This is a genomic window from Streptomyces sp. NPDC001406, assembly GCF_042895285.1.
Lineage (GTDB): Bacteria > Actinomycetota > Actinomycetes > Streptomycetales > Streptomycetaceae > Streptomyces.
The window spans coordinates 38,275-62,667 of the sequence record NZ_JBIAWG010000024.1; the positions used below are offsets into that span (position 1 = coordinate 38,275).

General features: G+C 69.8%; 22 protein-coding genes and 3 pseudogenes. 4 read left to right on the forward strand and 21 right to left on the reverse strand.

The features are described 5' to 3' along the window. Positions 1–224: 224 nt before the first annotated feature. The 5 genes and pseudogenes from ACFY1J_RS41035 to ACFY1J_RS41055 form a co-directional block, all read right to left on the reverse strand. A pseudogene (locus ACFY1J_RS41035) lies at positions 225–1,707 on the reverse strand (carboxylesterase/lipase family protein); the annotation flags it as partial. 253 nt (positions 1,708–1,960) lie between these two features. Continuing rightward, positions 1,961–2,866, reverse strand: a complete 906-nt coding sequence (locus tag ACFY1J_RS41040; protein WP_390711855.1) for an MBL fold metallo-hydrolase — start codon at positions 2,864–2,866, stop codon at positions 1,961–1,963. 133 nt (positions 2,867–2,999) lie between these two features. Beyond that, the gene (locus ACFY1J_RS41045; RefSeq protein WP_390733007.1) at positions 3,000–3,965 is read right to left on the reverse strand and encodes an SMP-30/gluconolactonase/LRE family protein; all 966 of its coding nucleotides are present in this window, start codon (positions 3,963–3,965) and stop codon (positions 3,000–3,002) included. 198 nt (positions 3,966–4,163) lie between these two features. After that, on the reverse strand, positions 4,164–5,075 hold the full coding sequence (locus ACFY1J_RS41050) for a helix-turn-helix domain-containing protein (protein WP_390733008.1): 912 nt from the start codon (positions 5,073–5,075) through the stop codon (positions 4,164–4,166). 202 nt (positions 5,076–5,277) lie between these two features. Beyond that, positions 5,278–5,784 carry an FtsX-like permease family protein gene (locus tag ACFY1J_RS41055; protein WP_390711913.1) on the reverse strand — a complete coding sequence of 169 codons (507 nt, stop codon included), beginning with the start codon at positions 5,782–5,784 and terminating at the stop codon, positions 5,278–5,280. Between the two features lie 805 nt (positions 5,785–6,589). On the opposite strand from ACFY1J_RS41055, the gene ACFY1J_RS41060 reads away from it, so the two are divergent. Then, positions 6,590–6,799, forward strand: coding sequence for a hypothetical protein (locus tag ACFY1J_RS41060; RefSeq protein WP_390711858.1), 210 nt, complete (start codon positions 6,590–6,592; stop codon positions 6,797–6,799). Between the two features lie 16 nt (positions 6,800–6,815). Here the strand turns inward: ACFY1J_RS41060 and ACFY1J_RS41065 are convergent, their stop codons facing one another. From ACFY1J_RS41065 to ACFY1J_RS41105, 9 genes and pseudogenes are all read right to left on the reverse strand, one after another. Next, the gene (locus ACFY1J_RS41065) at positions 6,816–7,871 is read right to left on the reverse strand and encodes an SPFH domain-containing protein (RefSeq protein WP_390711859.1); all 1,056 of its coding nucleotides are present in this window, start codon (positions 7,869–7,871) and stop codon (positions 6,816–6,818) included. Positions 7,872–7,875: 4 nt separating this feature from the next. Continuing rightward, entirely contained in the window at positions 7,876–8,307 is a 432-nt protein-coding gene (locus ACFY1J_RS41070) for an NfeD family protein (protein ID WP_390711860.1), read from the reverse strand. Between the two features lie 504 nt (positions 8,308–8,811). Continuing rightward, positions 8,812–9,024 (reverse strand): annotated as a pseudogene (locus tag ACFY1J_RS41075) (FAD-dependent oxidoreductase); the annotation flags it as partial. 48 nt (positions 9,025–9,072) lie between these two features. Next, positions 9,073–9,564: an FAD-dependent oxidoreductase gene (locus tag ACFY1J_RS41080; RefSeq protein WP_390711861.1), complete on the reverse strand. Its 492-nt coding sequence runs from the start codon at positions 9,562–9,564 to the stop codon at positions 9,073–9,075. A 67-nt stretch (positions 9,565–9,631) separates the two neighbouring features. After that, positions 9,632–9,781: pseudogene (locus tag ACFY1J_RS41085) on the reverse strand (thiol reductase thioredoxin); the annotation flags it as partial. Between the two features lie 154 nt (positions 9,782–9,935). Next, entirely contained in the window at positions 9,936–10,172 is a 237-nt protein-coding gene (locus tag ACFY1J_RS41090; protein ID WP_390711862.1) for a hypothetical protein, read from the reverse strand. Positions 10,173–10,535: 363 nt separating this feature from the next. Further along, a complete protein-coding gene (locus ACFY1J_RS41095; RefSeq protein WP_390711863.1) occupies positions 10,536–10,970 on the reverse strand; it encodes a DUF2267 domain-containing protein in 435 nt (144 codons plus the stop codon). Positions 10,971–11,084: 114 nt separating this feature from the next. Beyond that, complete coding sequence (locus tag ACFY1J_RS41100) at positions 11,085–11,480, reverse strand: DUF2267 domain-containing protein (protein WP_390711864.1); 396 nt, start codon at positions 11,478–11,480, stop codon at positions 11,085–11,087. A 97-nt stretch (positions 11,481–11,577) separates the two neighbouring features. Next, a complete protein-coding gene (locus ACFY1J_RS41105; RefSeq protein ID WP_390711865.1) occupies positions 11,578–12,012 on the reverse strand; it encodes an Hsp20/alpha crystallin family protein in 435 nt (144 codons plus the stop codon). 131 nt (positions 12,013–12,143) lie between these two features. Between ACFY1J_RS41105 and ACFY1J_RS41110 the strand changes: the two genes are divergently transcribed. Next, on the forward strand, positions 12,144–12,824 hold the full coding sequence (locus tag ACFY1J_RS41110) for a type III effector protein (RefSeq protein WP_390711866.1): 681 nt from the start codon (positions 12,144–12,146) through the stop codon (positions 12,822–12,824). Positions 12,825–12,864: 40 nt separating this feature from the next. On the opposite strand, the gene ACFY1J_RS41115 is transcribed toward ACFY1J_RS41110, so the two are convergent. The 6 genes from ACFY1J_RS41115 to ACFY1J_RS41140 all read right to left on the reverse strand — a co-directional run bounded on the left by ACFY1J_RS41115 (position 12,865) and on the right by ACFY1J_RS41140 (position 19,806). Continuing rightward, on the reverse strand, positions 12,865–13,569 hold the full coding sequence (locus ACFY1J_RS41115; protein WP_390733009.1) for a hypothetical protein: 705 nt from the start codon (positions 13,567–13,569) through the stop codon (positions 12,865–12,867). A gap of 151 nt (positions 13,570–13,720) precedes the next feature. Then, entirely contained in the window at positions 13,721–14,068 is a 348-nt protein-coding gene (locus ACFY1J_RS41120; RefSeq protein WP_390711868.1) for a DoxX family protein, read from the reverse strand. Continuing rightward, on the reverse strand, positions 14,065–16,098 hold the full coding sequence (locus tag ACFY1J_RS41125; protein ID WP_390733010.1) for an acetoacetate--CoA ligase: 2,034 nt from the start codon (positions 16,096–16,098) through the stop codon (positions 14,065–14,067). Before ACFY1J_RS41125 ends, ACFY1J_RS41120 begins: the two co-directional genes overlap by 4 nt. Next, on the reverse strand, positions 16,095–17,729 hold the full coding sequence (locus tag ACFY1J_RS41130) for a bifunctional 3-(3-hydroxy-phenyl)propionate/3-hydroxycinnamic acid hydroxylase (RefSeq protein ID WP_390733011.1): 1,635 nt from the start codon (positions 17,727–17,729) through the stop codon (positions 16,095–16,097). The genes ACFY1J_RS41125 and ACFY1J_RS41130 overlap by 4 nt, the downstream gene beginning before the upstream one ends. Then, a complete protein-coding gene (locus ACFY1J_RS41135; RefSeq protein ID WP_390733012.1) occupies positions 17,726–18,664 on the reverse strand; it encodes a fumarylacetoacetate hydrolase family protein in 939 nt (312 codons plus the stop codon). The genes ACFY1J_RS41130 and ACFY1J_RS41135 overlap by 4 nt, the downstream gene beginning before the upstream one ends. Then, positions 18,661–19,806 carry a VOC family protein gene (locus tag ACFY1J_RS41140; RefSeq protein ID WP_390711872.1) on the reverse strand — a complete coding sequence of 382 codons (1,146 nt, stop codon included), beginning with the start codon at positions 19,804–19,806 and terminating at the stop codon, positions 18,661–18,663. The genes ACFY1J_RS41135 and ACFY1J_RS41140 overlap by 4 nt, the downstream gene beginning before the upstream one ends. Before the next feature lie 137 nt (positions 19,807–19,943). Here ACFY1J_RS41140 and ACFY1J_RS41145 point away from each other — a divergent pair, with 137 nt between their 5' ends. Both ACFY1J_RS41145 and ACFY1J_RS41150 read left to right on the forward strand, forming a co-directional pair. Further along, complete coding sequence (locus ACFY1J_RS41145; protein ID WP_390711873.1) at positions 19,944–20,579, forward strand: TetR/AcrR family transcriptional regulator; 636 nt, start codon at positions 19,944–19,946, stop codon at positions 20,577–20,579. A gap of 680 nt (positions 20,580–21,259) precedes the next feature. Next, positions 21,260–22,432, forward strand: a complete 1,173-nt coding sequence (locus ACFY1J_RS41150; RefSeq protein ID WP_390733013.1) for a PP2C family protein-serine/threonine phosphatase — start codon at positions 21,260–21,262, stop codon at positions 22,430–22,432. An 884-nt stretch (positions 22,433–23,316) separates the two neighbouring features. Here the strand turns inward: ACFY1J_RS41150 and ACFY1J_RS41155 are convergent. After that, positions 23,317–24,363, reverse strand: coding sequence for a zinc-binding dehydrogenase (locus ACFY1J_RS41155; protein ID WP_390711875.1), 1,047 nt, complete (start codon positions 24,361–24,363; stop codon positions 23,317–23,319). Between the last annotated feature and the right edge of the window lie 30 nt (positions 24,364–24,393).

Sequence of the window (24,393 nt, forward strand, 5' to 3'; positions counted from 1 at the left end):
CCCTCACAGCGGCAGGGGCATCAGGGTGATGGATGCCCAGGTGAGAGCGCGGCCGCGGCGATCTTGTGTCTGACGAGCGATCGTTTCCCGTTACTGAATGTCTTGTGGCCGTGCGGTCGTGTCGGCCGGCGATGCGGTCAGTGGTTCTTGCGGCAGACGACGGGTTCTTCCTGTCTTGGTCGTGCCTGTTTGTGTCGGGTGACGTGTTCATTTTCGACGACGAGGGTCCAGGCGTGTCGTTCCTGGCTACGGGGGTGCTTGAGCTCGGTCCATTCGGTGTTGATGCGCATTGTGGCGCGGTGTTCGTTGTCGTAGGGGTTCCAGCCGGGGTTGCCGGTGGTGGCGAAGCGGATCCAGGTGTGGTGTGTGCGGGAGGCAAGGTCCGCGGGGGGCTTGTCGGGGCCGAGCAGGCCGTCTGGTCCGTGCAGCCAGGGCAGGTGGGGGAGGTCGAAGACGAAGGGCAGTTCCATGGTGTGGGTGGCGCCAAGCTTTCCGTTCAGGGCGTGGGAGCGCCATGCGAACTCGTAGCAGAAGGTGGAGGACTGGGGGTGGGCGGCGTGTACTTCGGCCAGGGCCCAGCTGCCGGCGCCGAACAGGGCGTCGCCCATGATGGCGGACCGCAGCTCGCCGAAGGACGCCGTGGGGCGTGCCTTCTTGTAGGTCTCGACGAGCTGTGCCGGATCGGGGTGCGAGCGCGCCGCCACGGCGAGAACGTCCCGGGCGGTCGAGGTGGTGTACTTGCCCACGGGGACCAGGTAGAGATTTCCCTCTTCTGCGGTGTTCCCGATGAGCAGGTCTACGTCGTTGCCGAGGCCAGCGGCGATGGATTGGGCGGGCTGCGCGTCGAGGACGAGGCTGAAGGGGCTGAGTCCGAGCAGCGGGTCGCTGTGCGTCTTGGTCTGCAGGTCGATGCCCGCGAGCCGGGAGGCGGCCTGGACCAGACGCTCGTCGGAGACCTCCGCGAAGGCGTCGGCGCGGGGCTCGATGCCCAGGGCTTCGGCCGCCGCCTTGGTGACGCGAGCGGCCTGCTCGGTCGTGAACGCGCCCAGGCCGCTGCCGCTTTGGATGATTGCGGAAGAGGCCCGTGGATTGGGGGGAGGCGAGGAGGCCGCCGACGATGGTCGCCCCGGCCGACTGGCCGAAGAGGGTGACGTTGTGCGGGTCACCGCCGAAGGCGGCGATGTTCTCCTGGACCCAGTGCAGCGCTGCCACGACGTCGAGCAGGCCGCGGTTGGCGGGTGCGCCGGGGAGTTGGAGGAACCCGGCGATGCCGAGCCGGTAGTTGAGGGTGACCAGGATGACGCCGTCGCGGGCGAAGGCGGAGCCGTCGTACAGCGCGGACCGGGTCGAGCCGGCGACGAATCCGCCGCCGTGAACGAACACCATCACGGGCAGGCTGCCGCCAGCGGGCGTGGGCGTGAAGACGTTGACGGTCAGGTAGTCCTCCCCGCGGCTCCAACCGGTTCCGAAATAGGGGGACATGTCCAGGCTGCCGAGCCGGCGCTCGGACTGCGGCGCGGTGGGCCCCGGCTCGGTGGCGTCCCGTACGCCGTCCCACGGCTCGTGCGGCTGCGCCGACGTGAATCGGCCTGCGCCACGGGGTGGGGCGGCGTATGGGATGTTGAGGAAGGCGGCGGACTCGCCCTGGCGCAGGCCGCGAACCGCTCCCTGTTCGGTGATCACGACCGGGTCGCGATGGTGGTACACGGTCATTCCTCTCTGCGGGCCTCAGCCCTGGCGGGCCGAAGCGTGCCCGGCGCTTGACGACGAACTCGCTTGCATCGCACCACTTCGCCGGCCTCCGGCCGCCGCCCAAGTGCGCGGAGATCACGCGCGGTGTTGCCGGCCACCGCGCCCACACCCCCGTGGAGGGTGAGGGGAGCGCTTGCGGGATCCCCCTGGCGGGGCCGCCGCTGTGGATCGGGCGAGGTCCGCAGCGGCGGCGTGGAAGACATCGGTGTCAGTACCGGGGGAACGACGCCCACTTCTTGATCGCGAAGCCGCTGCCCTTGTCCTCGACGTGCAGGGCGCTGCGTCCGCTGAAGTGGGCAGGCAGGACGAGGGCGTTGTTTTCGGCGGCCCAGCCGAGCAACCTGCGGCGGGTCGTACGGGACTGCGCCGGGTCCTCGCAGAAGCAGCTGTTGTGGTCCGGGTGGGCGACCTGCAGCGGGGTGTGCATCAAGTCGCCGGCGAACAGCGCCCGGTCGCTGCCGGAGTGCAGCTTGACGACGCTGGAGCCGGGGGTGTGGCCGGGGGCTGCTTCCAGGCGCAGGTGCGCGTCGATGGGGTGGCTGGTCTCCCACAGCTGGACCTGGCCCGCGGCGTGCACGGGGGCGACGCTGTCCTCGAACACGTTCTCGTTGACGCCGCCGGGGATGCCCCGGTTGTTGGCGGGGTTCCAGAACTCGAAGTCGGCCTTGGGCATCAGGTAGGTGGCGTTCGGGAACGTGGGCACCCAGGCGCCGTCGACGAGCCGGGTGTTCCAGCCGACGTGGTCGACGTGCAGGTGGGTGTTGACCACCAGATCGACGTCCTCGGGCTGCACGCCGGCCAGGGCGAGGTTGCCGAGGTAGTCCAGCTGCAGATGGTCCCAGGCTGCGACGGCCGGGCGGGTCTTGTCGTTGCCGACGCCGGTGTCGATCAGGATGGTCCGGCCTCCGCTGCGCAGCAGCCAGGTCTGCATGGCGACGTGGACCAAGGCGTCTTCGGCGCCCAGGTGGTCGGGCACGAGTGTGGCGTGGTGGTCCTTCCAGGCCCGCTCGGGCAGATCCGGGAAGAACTGGTCCGCGGACATGATCGGCCCGTGCATCTCCTCGATTCGGGTGATGGTGACATCGCCCAGGGTGATCTCGTGCGTGTCCTGCATGGTTTTTCTCCGTAGGGTGCGCGTTCTTCGGGGGCTCGGGGTGGTGTGACCGGCCGTCCCGGGGCCGGGGGAATACGCCGGCCTGGGAGGGGCTGGTGTGCTTCGTCTGGGGTCTGTGCTGGTGTCTGCGGCCCTACTCGTCCAGGCGGGCGAGGATCAGGTTGGGGTCGTTGGCAGTGAGCCAGCCGGCGTTCAGCACGTAGACGGTGTCGCCGCGTAGGGCGATGGACGTGGGGTTCTGCAGGCCGTCGGCCGAGGTCAGCACGGTGGAGTGGCTGCCGTTGGGCTGGACGAGCGCGACTTCGTTGGGCCCGTCGAGGGCGGCCAGTAGCTGGTCGTCGTGGCCGGTGAAGGCGATGTCGTCGATCCCCGGCATGTCGGTGGCCTTGGTCTGGATCTGGCCGGCGCGTTCGCCCGGGAGGATGGGGATGCGCAGGACGGTGCCCTTGTCGAGGTTGGTGGCCCAGACCGCCCCGTTGTGGATCTTCAGGCCGTTGGCGCCGAGGAAGCCGGTGGAGGCCAGCTCGGGGCCGGTGGACCAGGCGGTGGGGGTGCCGCCGGTGGTGGGCACGCTCCAGAGGGTGCCGAGCACGGAGTCGGCGATGTAGAGGGTGTGGGTGCACGGGTTCAGCGCCAGGCCGTTGGGCAGGCCGTTTGCGGGCAGCGCGGCGATCCGCTGCGGAGTGCCGCCGGGGCGCAGCCGCCATACGCCGGTGAGGTCCGGTGTGCCGGTGGCGTAGAGGAAGTACAGGGTGCCGTCGTGGGCGCGGACGATGCCGGCGGTCAGCGGGAAGCCCAGGTGCGGGGTGTGGACACCGCCGCCTGCGGGCTCGGGCAGGGTGGCCAGGATACGGATGGCACCCCTGGGGGAGACCTCGGCGATCTGGCGGGTCTTGGCGAAGGTGACGTAGACGCGGCCGCCCGGGGCAAGGGCGACGTTCTCCGGCGTCTGGCCCTTGGCCAGGTCGAAGTGCGCGGCGATCCGCGCGCTGCTCAGCGGAGCGGAGACGGCCGAGGCCGGAGCGGGACTGAGCGCCGCGGTCGCCGCCACGACCAGGGCACCCGCCGTCACGGCGGACGTGGACAGCTTCTTGAACATGATTTCTTTCTCGGCTTTCGGGGTTTTCTGGGTTTTCGGGCATGCGGCAGCGACACGCCGACGCATGGGTTGGGGACAGGTGGGTTCTTCTCGCGGGGCGGCGCCCCGCGGCTGCCCGCGGCAGGGCCGGTCGTCGGCCGTGCCGGGTTGGACGGGTGCCGGCTCGTTGCGGCCGCGCGCCGGTGCCCCTGTGTGGGGTCAGTCCTGGCCGGCTCGCGGCCGCGTCTGCGCCGGGGCGGCCAAGGAGCCGGCCTGCCAGGTGGCCCCTGTGGTGGCCTGGGCGAGCAGGGCGAACGCGGCCCGCGAGGGCGAGCCAGCTTCTGTGGTGGCGACCACGATGTGGGGGCCCGGCCCGTTGTTCAGGGTCTGCTGAATGACGGTCAGCGGCCCGACCAGCGGGTGGCGCATCTCGTAGGTGGCGACGGCGCAGGCCTTGACCCGGTGGTCGGCCCACAGCGAGGCGAACTCCGTACTCTTCGCGGACAGTTCACCCAGCAGTGCGTGCAGCGCCGCGTCGTGCGGGTGCTGGGCCGCCACCAGGCGCAGATTCCCGACCACCGCCCTGGCTTTGCTCGGCCAGTTCGTGTACAGATCGCGGGTGTGGCAGTCGATGAACACCAGTTTGGCCATGTTGGGGCGTTGCGCCGGCAGGTCAGGGGCGCCGGGGTCCAGGTGTCCGGCGAACAGCGCATGGCCCAGGCGGTTCCACGCCAGCACGTCGCTTCGTCGGCCGAGCACCACCGCGGGAACGTCGCCCAGCATGTCCAGCAACTGGCGCATCGCCTCGGTCACCCGTTCCAGCGCGGGCCGCCGGCCCCGGGTGGGCCGCCTGTCCACTCGGGCCAGGTCGTGCAGGTACCGCCGCTCGGACTCGTCCAGCCGCAGAGCTCCGGCGATCGCGTCCAGCACCTCCGCGGACGCGCTCAGCGACTGCCCTTGCTCCAGCCGGGTGTAATACGAGGCGCTCACCCCCGCCAGCAGCGCCAGTTCCTCACGCCGAAGACCCGGCACACGCCGGCGTTCCCCGTAGGTGGGCACCCCGACATCCTCCGGGCGCAGCTGGGAGCGCCGCGCCTGCAGGAAGTTGCCGAGCTGCGTTCTTGCGTTCATGGCTCCGAGTATGGGCCGACTCGGAACACCCAGCCTGCCCCAGCCGTGGATAGGCAGCGGTGGGTCTGGCTCCCTGGCCGGTTCGTCGGTGAGGTGGTCTATAAGACCTCAACGGAGCACTCCGGGCGGGCAGTCGGCGACGAAGCAGGAAACCCCACGGCGCGAGCCGTAGGAATCCCCCTCGCTCACGAGGGGGAGGAAGTCAAAGGTCCCGGAGTTCCTCAACGCCGGGTCGGGCGGCCCCGCGCACTCCGTTCAGGACTGCGCCCACAACGGCCGCTGCGGCAGCGAGAGCGGTCAGTGCCAGATAGCTGCCGGGTGCGGCGAGTGATGCGGGCGGTGGGTCGAACGCACGTGTCAGTACCTTGACCAGTATCTCCGACAGAGCCGAGCCGATGAGCGCGTCACCGGCCAGTCCGGTGACGGCCAGCAGGAGCGCCTCGGTGAGGACCATGCCTCGTAGTTGTCGTGGGCGGGCGCCGAGCACTGTGGCGATGGCGAAGGTGCGACGGCGCTCCGCGAGGCCGAGCGCGAGGACGAGCCCGCCCGCACCGGCCGCCGGCAGTACCGCGAAGACGAGTTCGATCCGGGTGAGGCCTGTGAGGTCGACCGAGGTGAGACTGGTACCGACGATTCCCCGTGTCTGGGTGATGTCGGTGACGGTCGCATGGGTGCCGAGGATGTAATCGGGCGTGACGGCCCGGTCTATCTGACTGGGCCTTCATCCTCTCCTGGCTGTTCGTCAGGCATGTCCAGGATGGCCTCTCGGGTGTAGTGAGGGCTCCCTGGGGGTGGGGCCGCCCCAGGGGCCATGAGTGCGGTGAGGAGCCTGCTCAGGTCATCCGTGGACAGCGCCAGGCCCAGGATCTGCACGATGCGCAGAGCGCAGTCCCGGATGGACTGAGCGCTCCTCTCGGGCGCCGCCGTGCTCCTGATCTCGTCACACACTCGGCTGAACTGCTCAGCGCTGATCGTTGGCCGACTTACCGGTTGCGCCATGGTGCGCTCCTCCTGGGAGAGCGGGCCGTTCCACCCGCTCTTCCAGAAAGCGCTGAGCACACCCCAACGGCAACTGGAGAGAGCTAAGCGGGCAGGCGCTCGACCAGAGCCGCTCAGACTTCCCTGCGTTGTTCTGCGGGAGGCGGTGAGCCCTTCGTATGGTTCACCCACCCAGGGGTACCGGGTGTGGCTTTGGTCGTTTCCGTCGGTGCGGTCGGTGTTGCCGCCGTCGGACCGGGTGACGCCGCGCTTGCCGGTGGCCTGGAGCCGGAAGTGTGCCTTGACGAGTCCAGCCTGCGCCGGTCCGGTCGTCGGGGTTGTGCTCCGGCTCACGGGCGAGGAGACCGGCACGCTTGCAGAGATTCTGGTGCCCCGCGCATCGCCGAGCGGTTCGCCGATCACACCAAGGAGGTGCCCGGAGTCAGCGCCGGGCAGGTCGAGGTGCGCGTAGGTACAGCTTCGCCGGCCATCCACTGGGGGAGACCAGGGCCCGGACGCGGACCGGCGCGTCGATCGTGGGGATCGTCCGGGGAGACGAGGTGATCCCCTCCCCGGGGCCTGGGCAGGCGCTGCGCGTCGGCGACGTGCGGGGGCCGCGGTCTCCTGCTCGCCGTGGCCGGACCTGTGATCACCCGCTTCGGCGGTACACGTCCCGCGGCTACAGCCCATCTGCTTTCCCGCCACGACGCGACGGCGGAGTGACGCCGCGTTGGTCGGTACCCTGACCTCTTTGAACGACGGTCACCCGCCGTCAGCGAAGGGGGCGGGACGGGAGGGCGTCGAAGGTGACTTCTCGGCCGCAGCTGCGTCGGCGAGGGCGGCGGCCGCGGCTTCTGCGGCCTGAGCCGTGTCGTTGGCGGCCTGGGCGGCCTGGGCGGCCATGTCGCCTGTGGGTTTCTCGAGGGTGGCCTGTGACGGGGGCAGCACCTCGCTGAAGGCGCGGGATACTCCCTGGAGTGCGGAGGTGACCTCGCTGGGGATCACCCAGAAGGTGCTGCCCGGGCCTTGCGCGAGTTGGGGCAGCATCTGGAGGTACTGCCAGGCGAGCAGCTTGGGGTCGGGGTCGTTGCGATGCACGGCCTGGAACACCTCGTCGATGGCCCGGGACTGGCCCTCGGCCTGGAGGATCGCAGCGGTCCGGTTACCCTCCGCGCGCAGGACTGCGCCCTGCTTGTCACCTTCGGCGGTGAGAATCTGTGATTGGCGTTGCCCCTCGGCCCCGAGAATCGCGGCCCGCTTGTCCCGCTCGGCTCGCATCTGCTTCTGCATCGCGTCCTTGATGGTCTGAGGAGGGTCGATGGCCTTGATCTCCACCCGGTTGACCCTCAGCCCCCACCTGCCGGTGGCCTCGTCCAGCACCCCACGCAGTTGGCTGTTGATGGTGTCCCGTGAGGTGAGAGTCTTTTCCAGGTCCATGGACCCCACGACGTTGCGCAAGGTGGTGACGGTGAGCTGCTCAACCGCCTGAAGGAAATTCGCGATCTCATAGAAAGCCGCTCGCGGATCGGTGACCTGGAAATACAGGACGGTGTCGATCTCGACGACCAGATTGTCCTCGGTGATGACCGGCTGGGGTTTGAAGGAGACGACCTGTTCCCGCAGGTCGATCACCGGATAAACGCGGTCGATGTACGGGATGACGAGGTTGAGGCCAGGATTCAGGGTCCGGTGGTAGCGGCCGAGTCGCTCGACATTACGAGCGCGCGCCTGGGGCACGATACGGACCGCCCGCACCACGGTGAAAACCGCGAACAGCGCGACGACCAGGCCTGCAATGAGGAACGCCGAGGTTTCCATGGTCTCAGTCCCGGGGGTAGACGATCGCGGTGGCGCCGCTGATCTCTATGACGTCAACGGTCGTTCCAGCAGGTATCACCAGCGTCTCGTCGTAGGAGCGGGCCGTCCATTCCTCGCCGTCGATACGGACTCTGCCGCCCAGGCCCGTCACCTCCGAGACGACATAGGCAGCCCTGCCGATCAGTGCGTCTACGCCGAATCGGGCCGCTTGGGGCTGGAGCACGCGGCGCAGCGCAATGGGCCGCACGAACAGCACGGTGAGGGTAGCGACGACGGTGAACACCAAGAACTGGAAGGGGAGGGGCAGCCCGACCGCGGCGGACCCTGCCGTGACGAACGCGGCCGCGCTCAGCATTCCGAGCGCAGCAGTCAGGGTGAAGATCTCCGCCACAGCCAACACAGCTGCGATGATCAACCAGATCAGCCATAGATCCATTGCGCCTCTTCTGATCGGTGCGGGTGCCCGACACGGGATGGCCGCGGTACGCCTGGGATGAGAAATCTGCCGAACCCAGGCGTTTACATCACAATTTTATCCTTATGACGAAGTGCATCTGATCTGGATCTTCGGTCGTAGGCCATCGGTCCGGCCGGTCCAAAGCCGCGCAGTCGGCCGTCATCCGAACGCCGCGCAACCCTCGAGGGCCCTCTGGGCGCCCAGCAGGAGGCCGCTTGAGGTGTCTGCGGTGACCCGGATCGAGATCGAGGTGGCTCCGGGGCAGTACGCCTTATGGTCATCGGGGCTTGCGGTGGTCGCCGGTGTCCGGTCCCGGCCGGCGCGTGCGGCTTCGTGGTTGCGCAGGTCGGTGCGGGCGGCGACGAGGTCGAACCACCTGGGTGCCGAGGCAGCCCGCGAACCAGCGGATGCCGCCGAGCGCGTTCTCGCCCGCGATCCGGCCTGCTTTCGATCCGGCCTTGCTTTTGGGGTGCCCAGCGGGAGTCAGGTGTTGCCGAGCAGGTGGTGGTGTGTGATGGCGCAGCCTCCGGCCCTGTAGACGTCGGGCAGCGAGGTGCGCATGTACTCGCCGACCCCGATGGCGCCCTTGATGCCAGGGCGGGCTCCGGCCGTGGCGGCGAGGGCGGCGTCGGGGCGTACGCCGACGACGACCAAAGCGAGGTCGGCGCCCCGGGTGATGGCTAGGCCGTCTGATCCGGTGGCCCGTACCTGAAGGGCGTCGCCGGACGTGTCGCGCGTGACTGCTCAGACCTGGGCGACGGTGATGAGCTCGGCGCTTTGAGAGGCGAGTTCGTCGTGGACGAGGGCGCCGAGCTCGGGGTCCACGGTCGGCAGGACCTCGGGCAGAGCCTCCGGTCCGCTCAGTCCCTCGATGGGCGGGCGGACGCTGACCGCGCCGGTGCCCACAATCAGTGCGTCGTAGGACAGTTCCTCGGTGCGGCTGTCGGCGTCGCGCACGGTCAGCCGCTTGCCGGGCACGTCGATGGCGGTGGCGAGGGTTTCGGTGCGCACTTGCATGCCGGTGGCCTTCAGGTCCGCCAGACGGCGGTGGGCCAGGTCGCTCCAGTGTCCGACCTCGCCGGAGACGTAGTACGGGATGCCGCAGATGGAGAAGTTCGGGTAGGCGTCGGCCACGACCACGGTGACCTCGCTGTCGGGATCCAGCTCGCGGGCACGCAGGGCCGCGCTGATGCCGGCATCGCTGCCGCCGATGGCGACGATGCGCTCGTTGGCCACCGGGATACCTACGTCAGAAAAGGGGGGCTCGCTGAGGGCGCTGCGGGCGCCCCTACCGCGTGGCGTGTCAGGCGAGAAGGTCGGCGAGTTCGCGCTCCAGGGCGGCCTTCGGCTTGGCGCCCACGACGGTCTGCACGATCTTGCCGCCCTGGTGGAGGTGGTGCGTGAGGATGGACATCACGCCGTACCGGGCGGCGATGGCCGGGTTCTCGTCGACCCGTGTAGTCCCTGGGCAACCTTGCCACCTCCGCCGTCGCGGGCATCCTGTGGACCGCCTTCTCCCCGACAGTTGCCTTCACCTACCTCGCGGCGTGGATGTTGTTGACCCTGGCTGGCTACGCACTCACCGCCCGACGGTGACCACCGAATGGTCAAGTCGGCGGGTTCTCGTCAGCCGCCGGGGCAGCGGTCCCAGGGAGTGTGAGTTGTCGGCGGTGGAAGTCGAAGTGCTGGGTCGGATACCGGTAGAAGTACGCGATGGTCATGACGTCGCGGAAGAAGGGGTCCCAGCCGGTGGGGTAGTGCATGGCGAGGGCGAGATCGGCTTCCCGCTCGGCTTCAAGGCGGTGGTGCAGACCGGCGATCACACGGTCGAAAGCTGATCCCATCCCGCGGCGCCCGAAGACCTTCGCGCCGCCGAGCGGGCCCAGGTAATTGACGGCATCGAACGAGCGAGTCCCGGCGTTGAGAAGCCGGGCAAAGGTCCGTCCGACACCTCGCGGCAGCCGTCCGAAGATCCGCAACAGGACCAGCAAAGGCCGGATCAGGATGCACGGGCTCCACGCCGACCACGCCACGTGGAAGCGCCAATTGAAGCGGACGCCGACCCGGGTGCGTGCACCGGCGCGGCGTGGGTGTTCTCTTGCCGCGCCGATGCCGCCCGTACGTCCAACAACCGATCCGGTTCAGGAAGAGTTCTCAGCCGCGGTGTGCCAGCCCCGTTCCACCGCCGTGCACCGCCCTTCTTCGCGTCAGGCCGCCTGGGTGAGCTCGGCGCGGCCGAACAGCAGGGCGTAGCCGGAGGGGAGTCGGGCGAGGACACGGCTGAGGAGCTCCTCGCCGGCGAGCTGGGCCACGATGCGCAGGACGGTACCGGTGTCCCAGCGGGCGGTGGCCGCCGTGCCGCCGGTGCGGGACGCCAGGTCGTTGACGAAGCTCCAGCCGGTGAGGGGGACGGTGGCGGGGATCTGGGAGGTGAAGGTGACGGCGGCCTCGTGGGGCAGCCTGGCGGCGAGCTCCACGCGCTCATCGCCCGTGAGCTGACGCCCGAAGGCACCCAGCACGGCGCGCACGGCCTGTTCGGCCTGTGCGCGGGTGGGGTATGCGCCTTCGTACCGCACTCTTTCCAGCATCTGCTCGAACGTCATGCCCGCGGTGGACCGGTACGGCTTTTGCTGGGGAATCATCGGTGACGCGGTTGCCTTTCTCGTGTGAGGTGGTCGCGAGGCGGTGGCCGGGGGCTCGTCCGTCGGCCACCGGTGTTGTTCGGGGTGAGGGGAAGGGTTGTCGCTGCCTGTGGGCTAGACGCGCTGGGGGTGGCCGAACAGCAGGTCGTAGCCCGCGGGGAGCTGGAGCAGGATGCGGCGGGTGAGCTCTTCGCCCGCGGCGTCCGCGGCCACGCTGAGCACAGCGCCCACGTCCCAGGCTGCGGTCTGTTCGGTTGCTCCCTCGATCCATGCCGAGGTGGCCCTCACGAACCGTTCGGGGGAGAGCGGCTCGTGCACCTGGAGCGGATTGAGCAGGATGAGTGCCAGATCCTCCGGTAGCCGGGCGGCCAGTTCCGCCCGTACCTCGCCCACCAGGTGCGCGCCCAGCAGTGCCAGCACGGTGCGGGACGCCCGCTCGGCTTCCTCGGTGGTCTCGTACTCGCCGCGTTCCTTGACCTGGTCCAGGAACGCCTCCCATCGCATGGTCATCGCTGCTCCCGTGCGTGTGCGGTGGTGAGCGGAGGACGGTGGCGGCCGGAGGGGTGGCCGTCCCCGTCCTCCGGCGCGGATGGGGAGGGGAGGGGGCTCAGCCGCTGATCTCCTTGTGCGCGGAGCCGCCGCCGATGGCGATCTTGCGGGGCTTGGCGCGCTCGGTGATCGGGATCCGCAGGGTCAGCACGCCCGCGTCGTAGTTGGCCTTGATGTGCTCGGTGTCCAGGGTGTCGGCCAGCACGACCTGGCGGGAGAAGACGCCCAGGGGCCGCTCGGAGAGCTCCATCTGCACGTCATCCGCCTTGGTGACGGGCCGCCGCTCGGCCTTGACGGTCAGCATGTTCCGCTCGACGTCGATGTCGATCGCGTCCGTGGAGACACCGGGCAGGTCGAAGGCGATCACGTACTCCTCGCCCTCACGGTAGGCGTCCATCGGCATCGCCGACGGCCGCGACCAGGTGCCGGTCGTATTCAGGAGCTGCTGAGTGAGCCGGTCAAGTTCACGGAACGGGTCGGTGCGCATCAACATCGTAAAACACCTCCAGCGTTCAGGTCAGGCACTGTGGTGCCAATGCGTTCACCTGCCAACGTTGTAACATGTCATCCAAGCGATGACAAGCAGGAGGTCGTCGAGATGATGACACCGTAGTTGGAGGCTCCATGACCATTGACGATCAACCCACCCCCCACGCCCGCCCTCTCACCCCCGCCTCCTTCCTCGCCGCCGCCACGGCGCTCAACACGATCCACGAGGCCCTGCACACCGCCCGGACAACACGCGACGGGAAGCACCCCGAGCCCGGCCAGGCCGGCTCCGAGCAGGCACTCGCCGCGCTGCTGCTGCTCCGCGAAGCGCGCGATCAGCTCGCCGAATGGGAACCAGGCCTGATCGAAACAGCCCGGGAGGCGGGCGCCAGCTGGGCCGACCTCGCCCACCCCCTCGGCGTCTCCAGCCGCCAGGCCGCCGAACGGCGCTACTTGCGCATACGCCCCGGAAACCCGGGGTCCACGGGCGAGCAGCGGGTACAGGCAACCCGCGACCGCCGCGCCGCCGACCGCACCGTCACCGCCTGGGCTCGCGCCAACGCCGTCAACCTGCGCCAGATCGCCGGCCAGATCACCGCGCTCACCGACCTCCCCGCCGCCGCCCGCAGCCCACTCGCCGAGCTCACAGCCGCCCTCGCCGACAACGACGCTGCCGCCCTCGTCGGCCCCCTGACACACACGCACGCCTATCTGGCGTCCGACCACCCCGACCTCGCCGCACGCGTCAATGACCTCGTCCGCCACACCGACCAACTCCGCCAACACAGCGGCGACCAGCGCCGGAACCGAACGTGACCTCCCCCCTTTGGGCGGGGAGCACGTCAAGGGATGGCCTCTAGCGACTCGTGCCGGTGTCGCCCTCATCGCTCGAAGGGTCCCGCCGTCTCCTCTCGCCCTGAGCGGAAGCATCCCCTTGCTCGTGCAACAGCTCCAGGAGCGCAGCGTCTGCCCTTTTCCGGTCCTCCTTCGTCAGTTCGACCGGCGCGTTGTTGTAGACGGTGTAGCGATCGGGATCAACGATGTTGGCGGCCCTCAAGGTGAACGTCAGCAGGGGGCGCCACCCCTTGCGGTGGCCCACTCTCGCGTGTATCTGGACCTTGTAATCACGGGTCTCCGGGAGGAATCCGGAAAACGGTGCCTCGAACTCGAGGAAGAGTTGTTGCGCTTCTCTACCGGCCACAACGAATCCGGCCGGTAGCGTGGCTTCCTCGTCCGGCCCCGGCTGGAGACGGGACGGTGAGGACACCCAAAGCAGTGGCAGATGAGAGGCGGGCTCGTCAGGGAAGGTCAGTATGAGGTCCTGCACGACTATCGGTTTGGGGCCGGTGTTGTGAAGGACGAGCGGAAGCCGTAGGCGGGCCATGGAAGAGTGGACAATCGCTGCAAAGGAATGGGGCTCCCACGCCTTCAGACGCCCCTGCCTGGCGTTGAGCCACCAGAATGACGCGACAGTGAAGAGCAGTGCGCAGGCCGACACCACACTGGCGCCTGTGAGTGATGAGGACGCATTCTGAGCGGCCGCGGCCATCAGCGGAACCACAGATTCAGTGTGCCAGTCCCAGCATGGGCTCGCGAACAGCGCTCGGTGACGGCGATGTGCCTGGACGCGAAGGGACTGCCCGCCTGCACGCAGCAGTCGGCGGGCAGGACGGGGCAGGCGCGGCAGTGGCCGCCGACAACACTCGGGCGGATCACATGTCGGCGAGGAGCACGAGGTACCAAGCGACCAGGGCGGCGCACACCACCGCGGGGACGAGCTTGGGCAGCCCGTCCCCCTTGCGCGCGTGCACGGTCACAGCACCGGCGAGCAGCAGCAGGAGCCCGATGCCGGCCAGGCCTCCGTACAGCGGTACGACCGGGCCGAGGGCCACGCCTATGGCGCCGGCCAGCTCCAGCGCACCGATCACCCGGTAGGCCGTCGTGGTGAAGCCGGCGTGGGCGGCCAGCCCGGGCATCGGACCCAGGGCCAGGATCTTGGCGACGCCCAGCATGGCGAAGATCAATACGATGAGAAAGGCCAGTGCGGAGGAGAGGCTCACGAGGCGTCCTTGATGGTGTGCGAGTGACGGGCCTGGCGGCGTTCGGCTCCTAGGCCGGCGAAGTAGGCGACGAGGTCCGGGTTGTCGACCGCCGAGGGATTGAGGACCTGCTCGGCGCGGGCGCCCTGGAGGAGGCGCTTGACCGGGACCTCGAGTTTCTTGCCGGTCTTGGTGTGTGGGATGGCCGGCACCGCGAGGATCTCGTCGGGGACATGGCGGGGTGAGGCGCCGGCGCGGATGGCGTCGCGGATGCGGTCGCGCAGGGCGTCGTCCAGGTTGACGCCGGGCGCGGGAACGACGAACAGGGGCATCCAGTAGCCGCCGTCGGGTTCCTCCGCGCCGATGACGAGGGCCTCGGTGATCTCGGGGAGGCGTTCGACGATGTCGTGGATGTCGGCACTGCCCAGGCGCACGCCGTTGCGGTTGAGGGTGGCGTCGGAGCGGCCGTGGACGATCACCGAGCCGTGCGAGGTGAGGGTGATCCAGTCGCCGTGCCGCCACGCGCCCGGGTAGGCGCCGAAGTAGGCGTCGCGGTAGCGGCTGCCGTCGGGGTCATTCCAGAAGTACAGCGGCATGGACGGCATAGGGCGGGTGACGACCAGTTCGCCGACCTGATCGACGACCGCCCGTCCCGCGCCGTCGTACGCCGCCAGCGCCACGCCCAGGTTGGGGGCGGACAGCTCGCCCGCCCAGACGGGGGTCGTGGGGGAGCTGCCGGCGAAGCCGGAGACGACGTCCGTGCCTCCGCTGGTGGAGGCCAGCTGGACACCGGCGCCCACGTGGTCGCGGACCCAGGGGTAGGCGGAGGCGGGCAGGGCGGAGCCGGTGCAGCCGATGGCGCGGATGGCCGACAGGTCGTGCAGGGAGGGTTCGATACCCAGCTTGGCCATGGCCAGCAGGTACTGGGGGCTGGTGCCGAAGACTGTGACCTTGTGGCGGGCCGCCAGCTCCCACAGGACGTCCGGGCGCGTCTGCGGGGCGGGGCTGCCGTCGTAGGTGCAGGTGGTGGCACCGGTGAGCAAGGTGGAGACGACCAGGTTCCACATCATCCAGTGGGTGGTGGTGTACCACAGCAGGCGGTCCCCGACACCCAGGTCGCAGTGCAGGCCGAGGATCTTGAGGTGCTCCAACAGGACGCCGCCGTGCCCGTGGACGATGCCCTTTGGCAGTCCGGTGGTGCCGGAGGAGAAGACGACCCACAGGGGGTGGTCGAACGGCACCGGGGCGATGGTGAGGTACTCGGTGCGGGTGGCCGCCTCGTCCCAGGGAACCGTCAGGCCCGTGTGACGGGTCTCGGGCCAGGCAAGGCCCAGGTGATCCACGAGCACCGTGGCCTTGAGTGTGGGCAGGGCGTCGGCCAGTTCGAGCGAGGCGGCACGGCGGTCGTGGGACGTGCCGTTGAAGAGGTAGCCGTCCGCGGTGATGAGCACCGTCGGTTGGAGCTGGGCGAAGCGGTCGGCGGCGGCCTTGGGCGCGTAGTCCTGGCCGCACACCGACCACACCGCGCCCAGGCTGGCGGTGGCGAGGAATGCGATGACGGCGTGGGGAGTGTTGGGCAGGTAGCCGACCACCCGGTCGCCCATGTGCACTCCCAGGTCGCGCAGGGTGGCTGCGACAGAGGCGACCTGGGCGCGCAGCTGCCGACCGGTGATCTCGTAGCCGGCTCCGGTCTCGTCCAGCGCGGTGATCGCGGGTGCGTCCGGGTGCAGGTTGCGCAGGGCATGGTGGGCGTAGTTGAGGGTGGCGCCGGGGAACCAGCGGGCGCCGGGCATGGTCTCCTCGGCCAGAACCCGCTCGTAGGGCGTGGTCGCGGCGACGTCGAAGTACTCCCACACCGCTGCCCAGAACCCTTCAAGGTCCGTGACCGACCAGTGGTACAGGGCCTGGTAGTCGGTGGGATCGTGGGCGTCTTCGGCGCCCCGGTGCCGAAGGGCCCAGCGGGCGAAGTCCGCGATGCGGCTGCCGGCGGCCGTGTTCGGGCCGGGCCGCAGGAACGGTTCCGGATACGGCGTGGGGCGCGGGGTGGTCATGGTGCGGTGCTCCTCGGCAGGGGGACGGGCCGGGCATGGGTGGTGCGGCGGGCCGTGTGCAGCAGGGAGGCCCAGGCGGTGGTGTTCGGGAAGCTGCCGGTGCCGGCCGGGACGGTGTCCAGCACGACGCGGTCGGGCCGCAGCAGGACGGCATCGGCCCGGCCGCGTACCAGCCAGGTGGCCAGCGTGCCGTCGTCGCCCAGATCGTCGACGTGGATCGTGGGTGCGCCCAGTGCCGCGGCCACGGCCGTCATCTGCGGGGAGGGCGGAACAGCGGTCAGGACGGCGAAGGAGTCTCCGAGTACGTCGTCCAGGCGCACTCGACTGCCGTCGGCGATCACCCAGGGCTGTGGGCAGAAGGTGCCGGCCAGCCCGCGTCCGAGAAGCCAGGGGCGGCGCCGTACGAGCGGACCGGCGGTCAGGGCGGGGCTGAGGTCGCGGCTCACCGCGGCGGTCACGCCGGGGATGCGGCAGGCCGTGCCGACGACGGCCCGGCGGAGCGCCGCGGCGCGGTCCTGTCCGCCGGTCATGGCCCAGCCGACGGCGACCGCGACGCGGATCAGATGGCGGGCGTGCGGCTTGCGTTCGCGCTCGTAGGTGTCCAGCATTCTGTCGTCCGCGCCCTGTTGGATAACACGGGCGAGTTTCCAGGTGAGGTTGTAGGCGTCGCGCAGGCCCGCGCACAGACCTTGCCCGATGAAGGGCGGGGTGAGGTGGGCGGCGTCGCCCAGCAGAAAGACGCGCCCGCGGCGCCAGCGGTCGGCGAGGCGGGCCCGGAAGATGTACTGCGCCTGCCGGACCACCTCGAAGTCGTCGCTGCACGAGGCATCGGAGGGCAGATCCACCCAGGGGGCGACCAGTTCGCGCAGCTGCTCCAGCCCTCCCGGGCCGTCCAGGGCCTGGTCGTCGGCCAGCCGGAACTCCCAGCGGTAGCGGTCCTCGCCGAGGCGCATGAAGGTGGCGGGCTGGGTGGGGCAGCAGATCTGGTCGACGCCTTCCCAGGTGCGCACCGGTCGGCTGGTGCGCACGTCGATGACTCGCCAGCTCTCCTCGAAGTGCAGGTCCTCCCATGCGGCGCCGATGGCGTCGCGGGTGAGGCTGCCCGCGCCGTCGCAGCCGAGGACGGCATCGGCCCATACGTGCTCCTCCTCGTCGCTGCCCTCGCGGCGGAAGGTGACCCGGACCGTACCCGTCGGACCGTGTGACGCATCGGTGCCTTGGGTGACGGACACGACCTCCACCCCGCCCCACAGCTCACACTCGGGGCGGCGCGCCAGGGCGTCGCGCAGCAGGCGTTCCAGCTCGGGCTGGTCGAACATGCTGGTCTGCGGGAAGCCGTGGTGCCCGTGCCGGGAGCGTGCGAATTCGGCGATCACGCGGTGCCGGGCGTTCAGCAGCCGCAGCCCGCGTGCGGGACGGGAGATGGCGGCGAACTCCTCATGAATGCCGACGGTCTGCAGAATCCGGCGGACCTCGTCGTCCACGACGACGGCGCGCGGCAAGGGGTAGATGCCCCGGTGGCGTTCCAGGAGCAGGCTGGGCACTCCGTGCCGGGCGAGCAGAAGTGCGGCCGTGACCCCCACGGGCCCCGCACCGATGATCACCACCGGTCTCCGGGATGCCGCGCTCACTTCGCGTCCGCCACAGCGGTCCGCTGCTCGCCCAGGTCGATGCGCCCGTCGGCGGTGGCGATCGTGGCGGTGACGAGGTCACCGTTGCGCAGGTAGCGGGGGTTCCTGGCCTGGCCCTTGAAGAACGCCTTCCACTTCAGTGCGGGGGGCAGCAGAGCGGCGATCTTCTCGGCCGGCTTGGGCGGGGCCTTCAGGGCTGTGCCGCCGGGAGTGCCGGTCAGCAGCAGGTCGCCCGGGTCGAGCGTCTGGAAGCGGGCGAGCAGGGTGAGGGCCTGCGCGGGCCGTACGATCATGTCGGCGAGCGTGCGGTCCTGGCGCGGGACGCCGTTGACCGACAGCCGCAGCCGCAGATCGATCAGACGGGCGAAGTCCTCGGGCTCCAGCAGGGCCAGGTACGGCCCCGTCGGCGTGAAGGTCGGATAGGACTTGCTCTCGTAGAACTGGGTCTTGGTCAGCTGGACGTCGCGGGCGCTGACGTCGTTGGTCAGCACGAGCCCGGCTACATAGTGGGGCAGGTCCGCCTCCTCGACGACGGTACCCACCGGCAGGGGAGCGCCCATGACGAGGCCGAGTTCCACCTCGTAGTCGAGGAACTTCACGTGCGCCGGGCGGACGATCGTCTCGTGCGGTCCGCTGACCGAGCCGGACGCCTTGCGGAAGAAGGTGGGCGGAACGTCACCGGTGAAGCCCGAGTCCTTCGCGTGGCTGCGGTAGTTGACCATCTGGGCGACCACCCGGCAGGGGGTGGTGACCGGGGGCAGCGCCACCAGGTCGGCGACGGGCGTGCCGCTGTCTGCGGAGGCGGATGCCTCGCGGACCGCGTCTCGGTCGGCGAGCAGCTCTGCGGTGGTGACCGCCTTGGTCTCGATGCGGATGGCGCGCTCGTCACGGACGACCCACCAGCCCTCGGAGGTGCGCAGAACGTGGGTGCTCATGAGTTCATCGCTTTCATCAGGCCCAGCAGGCGTGCGGGGTCGAGTTCGTTGTCGTCGCGCAGGGCCGTCATGACCTCGCGGAGTTTGGCGGGGGACGGGTTCGTGCCCAGGAAGTCGCGGGTGACGGGCGGGCCCCACTGGGCCAGGCCGCTCGCCGACATCGGCGCCCATCCGGGTTCGAGGTCGCAGGAGAACAGGTCGCCGTCGGCGAAGTGCTCCAGCATGAAGCGATCGGGGTCGCGCCAGTAGTCGAAGAGCTGGCTGCCCTGGATGTGCCTGCCGATCCCCCAGCTGCGCTTGTAGCCGCGCTCGGCCAGGTACTCCCCGCCGGCGGCGATCGAGTCGAGGTCGGTGACCTGGTAGGCGGAGTGGACGTAGCCGCTACCGGGCCCCAGGTGCAGGGCGAGGGTGTGGTGGTCCACGGGCGTGCTGCCCTGGTCGCAGCGGATGAACGCCATGGTCGGCCCGTGCCGGCGCTGCCCGTCCAGGAACAGGAAGTCGGACACGATCATCCCGAGGGTGTCCAGGTACCAGTCCAGCGTGCGGGCGAACGTCCGTGTTTCCAGCACCACATGGCCCAGCCTCTGGATACGGGACGGCTCGCGGGACGGACGCTGGGTGGCGTTCGTACGGCGGGGTCGGGTGCCGGTGTTGAGGGTCAGCGGCGGCTGCTCGGGCAACGCGGGCAGCGGTTCGGCGCAGTGCACGACCCGGACCGGGAGGCCCGAGGGGTCGAACAGGACGACGTTCCGTCCGCCGCCCGGTACGTCGATGTCCCGGACGGTGTGTCCGACGGCGGCGGCCAGCCGGTCCACATCGGCCCGCTCGGCCGCGCGAAACGTCGGCCCGAGAAAGCGGGAGGCGCGCCCACGCCGGATGACCATGCAGGGTGAGCCCGCGAACGTGCCGCGCAGCCACAGCTCGTGCTCGGTGCGAGCGGCGATCGCGAACCCGAAGTCACGGGCGAACACCTCGGCCCGGTCCAGGTCCGGCTTCTCGAATTCCAGCCAGGCCAGGTCCGCCACCTTGATCACGGGATTCCGGGCTCGTCCGGGGTGCTCTCCGCGCAGTGCGCCCAGCTCACTGTGGAGGTCTTGGTGGGGCGTCAGGGGACCGCCCTTGTTAACGGGGATGTGGGACATGGTGTCCTCCAAGCAACACTGCTGTAATGAGGAAATCATCAACTCTGCCGTTTCTCATCGTCAATAGGGGAAGCCCAAATAATTGAGGATCTCATCAGTTATGGCGGGGTCATCGCCGCGTTGGTTACACTGTTCGCATGCCGACGTCAGCCCCGCCCAAGAACCGCTTCGAGCGGCGCCGTGCCGAGACCCGTCAGGCGCTTGTCCGTGCGGCCCGGCAGATCCTCGCGGAGACCGGGGACACCAGCGCCAGCATCCAGGCCATCGCCGAGCGCGCGGATGTCGGTTTCGGCTCCTTCTACAACCACTTCGAGTCCAAGACGGAGCTGTTCGACGCCGCGGTGACGGACGCGCTGGAGGAGTTCGGGCAGGTCATCGACGAGCGTGTTAGAGGCATCGACGACCCGGCCGAGCTCGTTGCGGCCGGCTTCCGGCTGACGGCCCGGATGGCCGACTCCCATCCGGCGCTCCTGCGGATCCTGCGTGACCGCGGTCTGGCCCACATCCACTCCGACCGCGGGCTCTCCCCGCGAGCCCTGCGCGACCTGGAGCTCGGTATCGCCTCGGGCCGCTTCGCCTGCGGCAACGCGACCACGGCCCTGTCCGCCGTGGGCGGCACCTTGATGTCCCTCGTGGCGCTGCGGCTTGCCCGTCCCGACCTCGACGGTGACGAGGCCGCCTCGGACCTGGCCGAGATGGTCCTGCGCATGCTCGGCGTCCCCCCGGACGACGCCCACGAGGTCACCCGGCGCCCCCTGCCCGACCTCGGCTGAGAGCCACGGCGACAGCTCAGGGGTCCGAAGTCCAGATGGCCTTTGGGACCTGCGTGTTTCCACTGGACGGTTACTTCAAGGCGGCCAGGGCCGCGTCGACGCCCGCGGACGTTGGTCCCGGAGGTGATGTCCTGCAGAGAGCTGTTGACGAGCGCGTAGACATCGATGTGCGCCGTGTCTTTGTTCGGGCCGTCGGAAGCCAGGTGGGTCTTGTCGGCTGCGGCCCGGAGCTGGCCGGCCGGGGCGATGATCGCCCAGATCGGGGCGGACAGGCTGGTGCCGCCCACCTTCAGCCATACCGAACTGGTCGTGTCACCGGACGTCATGGTCAGGTGGACCGGCACGCTGGTTCTCGGTGGCGGGATCGGTCACGAAACCGACGTCCGGCGTGGCCCACAGCGGCGAGGACTGCACACCGTCCCGCGCGGCCGGGCGCGGCTCGAAACGACGGCGCCTGCAAGCGTCTCGGCTATCTGCCGGGTGGGGGCGGACGCCGGGGCTGATTCCATCTCCGCGAACGCATAACGTAACCGCCTTCACTTACCGTAACCACGCCCCGATTGACGCCCGCCGTGGGGATTCCCAAGCTGTAGAAGGGACTGGTGGAAGGGGCCGTGGTCGTGAGCGGTAGGCAGAGTGGTCTTCCCCGGCTGCTGACCGCAGCGGAGAGGGCGGCGCCTGTGGACGCTGTCGACGTGGTCGCAGAGGACCTGCAAGGGCGTTTCGGGGCCACGAAGGTCTCATTCCTCATCGTGGACCTGACGGGGAAGGCGGTAGCGCGGCTGTCCACCGCTGCTGGCGCGGAGGGCGGACGGGAAGCGGAGCGGATCCCCGTGTTCGGCAGCGTCTATGAGCAGGTGATCCGTACCCAGCGGCTGTATCAGGAGGCGACCGGCCGGGGACAGCGGGTGATCGTGCCGGTCACCAACCGGGGGGACGCCATCGGACTGCTGGAACTGCTCCTGCCCGACGACCCAGGCGACGACGTCCTCGATGCGGTCGGGGAAGCCGCCCACATCCTGGCCTACGTCGTGATCGCCAACGGGCGCTTCACCGACCTCTACACCTGGGGCAAACGCTCAAGGCCCCCCACGCTGGCAGCAGAAATCCAGTACCAGCTGCTGCCCCCGTCACTGTCGTGTGAGGCTGCACAGTTCACTTTGTGCGGGCACTTGGAGCCCTCCGAAGACCTCAGCGGCGACACCTTCGACTATGCACTGGACCGCGACACCCTGCACGTGTCGGTGACCGACCCCATGGGCCACGACGTTGACGCCGCCCTGGCCGCCACGGTGCTGGTGGGCGCCCTGCGCGGCGCCCGTCGCGTAGGAGCCGGCCTGGTCGAGCAGGCCCACCGGGCCGACCGGGCCCTGGCCGACCACGGCCGCGGTCACGCCACCGGGCAACTGCTGCGCATCAACCTCCACACCGGTCGGGCCCAGCTCGTCAATGCCGGCCACCCCTGGCCACTGCGCATGCGCGACGGCGCTGCGGAGGCGATCCCCTGCGACGTGGATCATCCCTTCGGCCTGCCCGTGTCCGTGCCCCACCCCTACCGTGTTCAGGACATCGACCTGCGCCCCGGTGACCGCCTGCTCATGCTGACCGATGGCATGCTCGAACGTCATGGCGAGAAGGTCGACCTGCTCGCCCTGCTGGAGCGCACCCGGGACCTGCACCCGCGGGAGACGGCGTTGACGCTGACCTCCGCAGTCCGGGACGCCGCCGGCGGCCGACTCGAAGACGACGCCACCGTGATGTGCCTGGACTGGCACGGCCCCCAGCAGACCCTGCGGCACGTCAGCTCCGGCGCGGACACTCAGCGAGCCTCAGCCGGCCGCACGAAGCAGTAGTGCCCAGGGCGCTCTCCTGGACGGGGCCAGACGGCCGGTGAGTAGCTCTCGCGCCTCGCCCTGTCCTGCAAGCCTGAGTTCTCACAGTGCCCAGCTGCTCTGGGCAGCTCCGGAGACCTGCCCGAATGAGACATCACGCGGTCTCTGGAGACCCCAACTCGGGCTCGGCGAACGTACCTTGCCCCCGGACAGCCGACTTGACCACCCGCCCAGGGCGACGAGCCGATTCCAGGCGGAGGCGCAGGCGGCTCGCCGTAGGTGGCTCATTGATGCCGAGGCAGTCGCGGCAGGCTTCCGACTCGCCGCCCGCGCGTCGTCCAGGTGATGTCGACCGCAGAGGGGCCGGAACGTCGTCAATGTCCCCCTGGCTGATGCAGAACGTCCGGATCCGAAACGCAGCCACCTGTGCAACGCCGGCGGCAACGAGGAATGCGGTCGCCGCAGCCTCACCGTGGGGTCCGCCCTGGGCACACGCGCCGTTCTCCTCGGCGAGGGCCAGCATGTGCCAGGGTGGCGCGGATCGCCCTCTCTCCCAGATGGCGGCGCCCCAAGGAACATGCGGTACTGGACGCCCACCTCATCAGCGCTTGCCGGTTGGAGCAGTGTCCGTAGTGGGTGCGTCGCGCGACGCCGGCCGCCAGAGCGACGCTGTCGAGACTCGCGTCGGGGTCGTCCCGCAGTTTCTGCCGAGCGATCGCGAGAACGCGTCTGTGGTTCGGGCGAGCATCACTGCGCTGCGGAGTGCGGCCCGGGGCACCGGTCCTCTGCATGGCTCCATCTCCACGAGTTCTGGCTGCCGCAAAGCCGTGGGCGCCGGTGCTCCCTCAAGCACCGGCGCCCACTCACCCCTGCCCGAGGTGGCTTTGATGTCCTCCTGACGGGCGTCAGGGGACGAGGATGAGGCGGATCGGGTCGCCGGTCTTGTTCTCCAGACGGTTGACCGCGTCGGCCGCGTCGACGAGCGGGATGTGGTCCGTAATGGAGGGGGCCAGGTCGAGGCGGCCGGCTGCGGTCAGCCGCACCAGCTCGGCGACGGACTCGGGGAAGCCGCCGTAGTGACCGCGTACCTGCTTGCACATGTAGTTGAAGGTCAGGCCTTCGTTGATGGTGAGCGGCTTGGGCGTGATGCCGACCAGGATCAGGGAGCCGCCCAGGCCGAGGACGGAGGCGGCCTGCTCACGGACGGCGGGCACTCCTGCGCAGTCGAAGGCGAAGTCCAGGCCCCGTCCGTCGGTAGCCGCGCGTACCTGGTCGGCGAAGTCGGGGGCGGCCGGGTCCAGGGCGTAGTCCGCGCCGAAGGCCAGGGCGCGTGCCCGGGCGCTGGGCAGCGGGTCGACGGCGATGATCGGTGCGGCGCCGACCAGGCGGGTGAGGCGTACGTTGTGCGCGCCCACTCCGCCCACACCCCAGACGCCGACGGACTGGGCGGGACGGACGCCTGCGGTGGCGACGACGGCGGCGTAGGGGGTGGAGACCGCGTCGGGGATGATCGCGGCCTGGTCGAAGGGGAGACTGTCGGGGATGGGGATGAGGGTGTCCTCGCGGGCGGTCACGTACTCGGCCCAGCCGCCGTCGTAGTCGATGCCGGCGGTGAGCATCTGGATGCAGGGGCGACGGCGCACGCAGCCGGTGCACCGGCCGCAGGTCTTGCCGGCCTCCAGGGTGACGCGGGTGCCGGCGGTCAGGCCGCGCTTGAGGTCGGGGCCGAGGGTGTGGATCACACCGGAGACCTCGTGGCCGACGGTGACCGTGTCAGAGGTGGCGAACAGCGGGACGAGGGAGCCGTCGATGAGGTGGACGTCCGAGAGGCAGACGCCTGCGGCCTTCACCTCGATGAGGACCTCTCCCGGGCCGGGCACGGGGACGGGAACCTCCTCCACGGCGAACTTCTTGCTGTCCAGGTGGAAGCGTCCGGCGAGCATGGTGTCCATGACGATCTGCTTTCTGTGAGCGGCACCGCC

Excerpts from the sequence above, each read along its gene's own strand:
- ACFY1J_RS41155 (WP_390711875.1), bottom strand. The coding sequence starts at position 24,363 with ATGGACACCATGCTCGCCGGACGCTTCCACCTGGACAGCAAGAAGTTC.
- ACFY1J_RS41050 (WP_390733008.1), bottom strand. The coding sequence starts at position 5,075 with ATGAACGCAAGAACGCAGCTCGGCAACTTCCTGCAGGCGCGGCGCTCC.
- ACFY1J_RS41100 (WP_390711864.1), bottom strand. The coding sequence starts at position 11,480 with ATGACCATGCGATGGGAGGCGTTCCTGGACCAGGTCAAGGAACGCGGC.
- ACFY1J_RS41040 (WP_390711855.1), bottom strand. The coding sequence starts at position 2,866 with ATGCAGGACACGCACGAGATCACCCTGGGCGATGTCACCATCACCCGA.
- ACFY1J_RS41105 (WP_390711865.1), bottom strand. The coding sequence starts at position 12,012 with ATGTTGATGCGCACCGACCCGTTCCGTGAACTTGACCGGCTCACTCAG.
- ACFY1J_RS41045 (WP_390733007.1), bottom strand. The coding sequence starts at position 3,965 with ATGTTCAAGAAGCTGTCCACGTCCGCCGTGACGGCGGGTGCCCTGGTC.
- ACFY1J_RS41145 (WP_390711873.1), top strand. The coding sequence starts at position 19,944 with ATGCCGACGTCAGCCCCGCCCAAGAACCGCTTCGAGCGGCGCCGTGCC.
- ACFY1J_RS41110 (WP_390711866.1), top strand. The coding sequence starts at position 12,144 with ATGACCATTGACGATCAACCCACCCCCCACGCCCGCCCTCTCACCCCC.
- ACFY1J_RS41065 (WP_390711859.1), bottom strand. The coding sequence starts at position 7,871 with ATGGAAACCTCGGCGTTCCTCATTGCAGGCCTGGTCGTCGCGCTGTTC.
- ACFY1J_RS41070 (WP_390711860.1), bottom strand. The coding sequence starts at position 8,307 with ATGGATCTATGGCTGATCTGGTTGATCATCGCAGCTGTGTTGGCTGTG.
- ACFY1J_RS41125 (WP_390733010.1), bottom strand. The coding sequence starts at position 16,098 with ATGACCACCCCGCGCCCCACGCCGTATCCGGAACCGTTCCTGCGGCCC.
- ACFY1J_RS41140 (WP_390711872.1), bottom strand. The coding sequence starts at position 19,806 with ATGTCCCACATCCCCGTTAACAAGGGCGGTCCCCTGACGCCCCACCAA.
- ACFY1J_RS41095 (WP_390711863.1), bottom strand. The coding sequence starts at position 10,970 with ATGATTCCCCAGCAAAAGCCGTACCGGTCCACCGCGGGCATGACGTTC.
- ACFY1J_RS41135 (WP_390733012.1), bottom strand. The coding sequence starts at position 18,664 with ATGAGCACCCACGTTCTGCGCACCTCCGAGGGCTGGTGGGTCGTCCGT.
- ACFY1J_RS41090 (WP_390711862.1), bottom strand. The coding sequence starts at position 10,172 with ATGGGATCAGCTTTCGACCGTGTGATCGCCGGTCTGCACCACCGCCTT.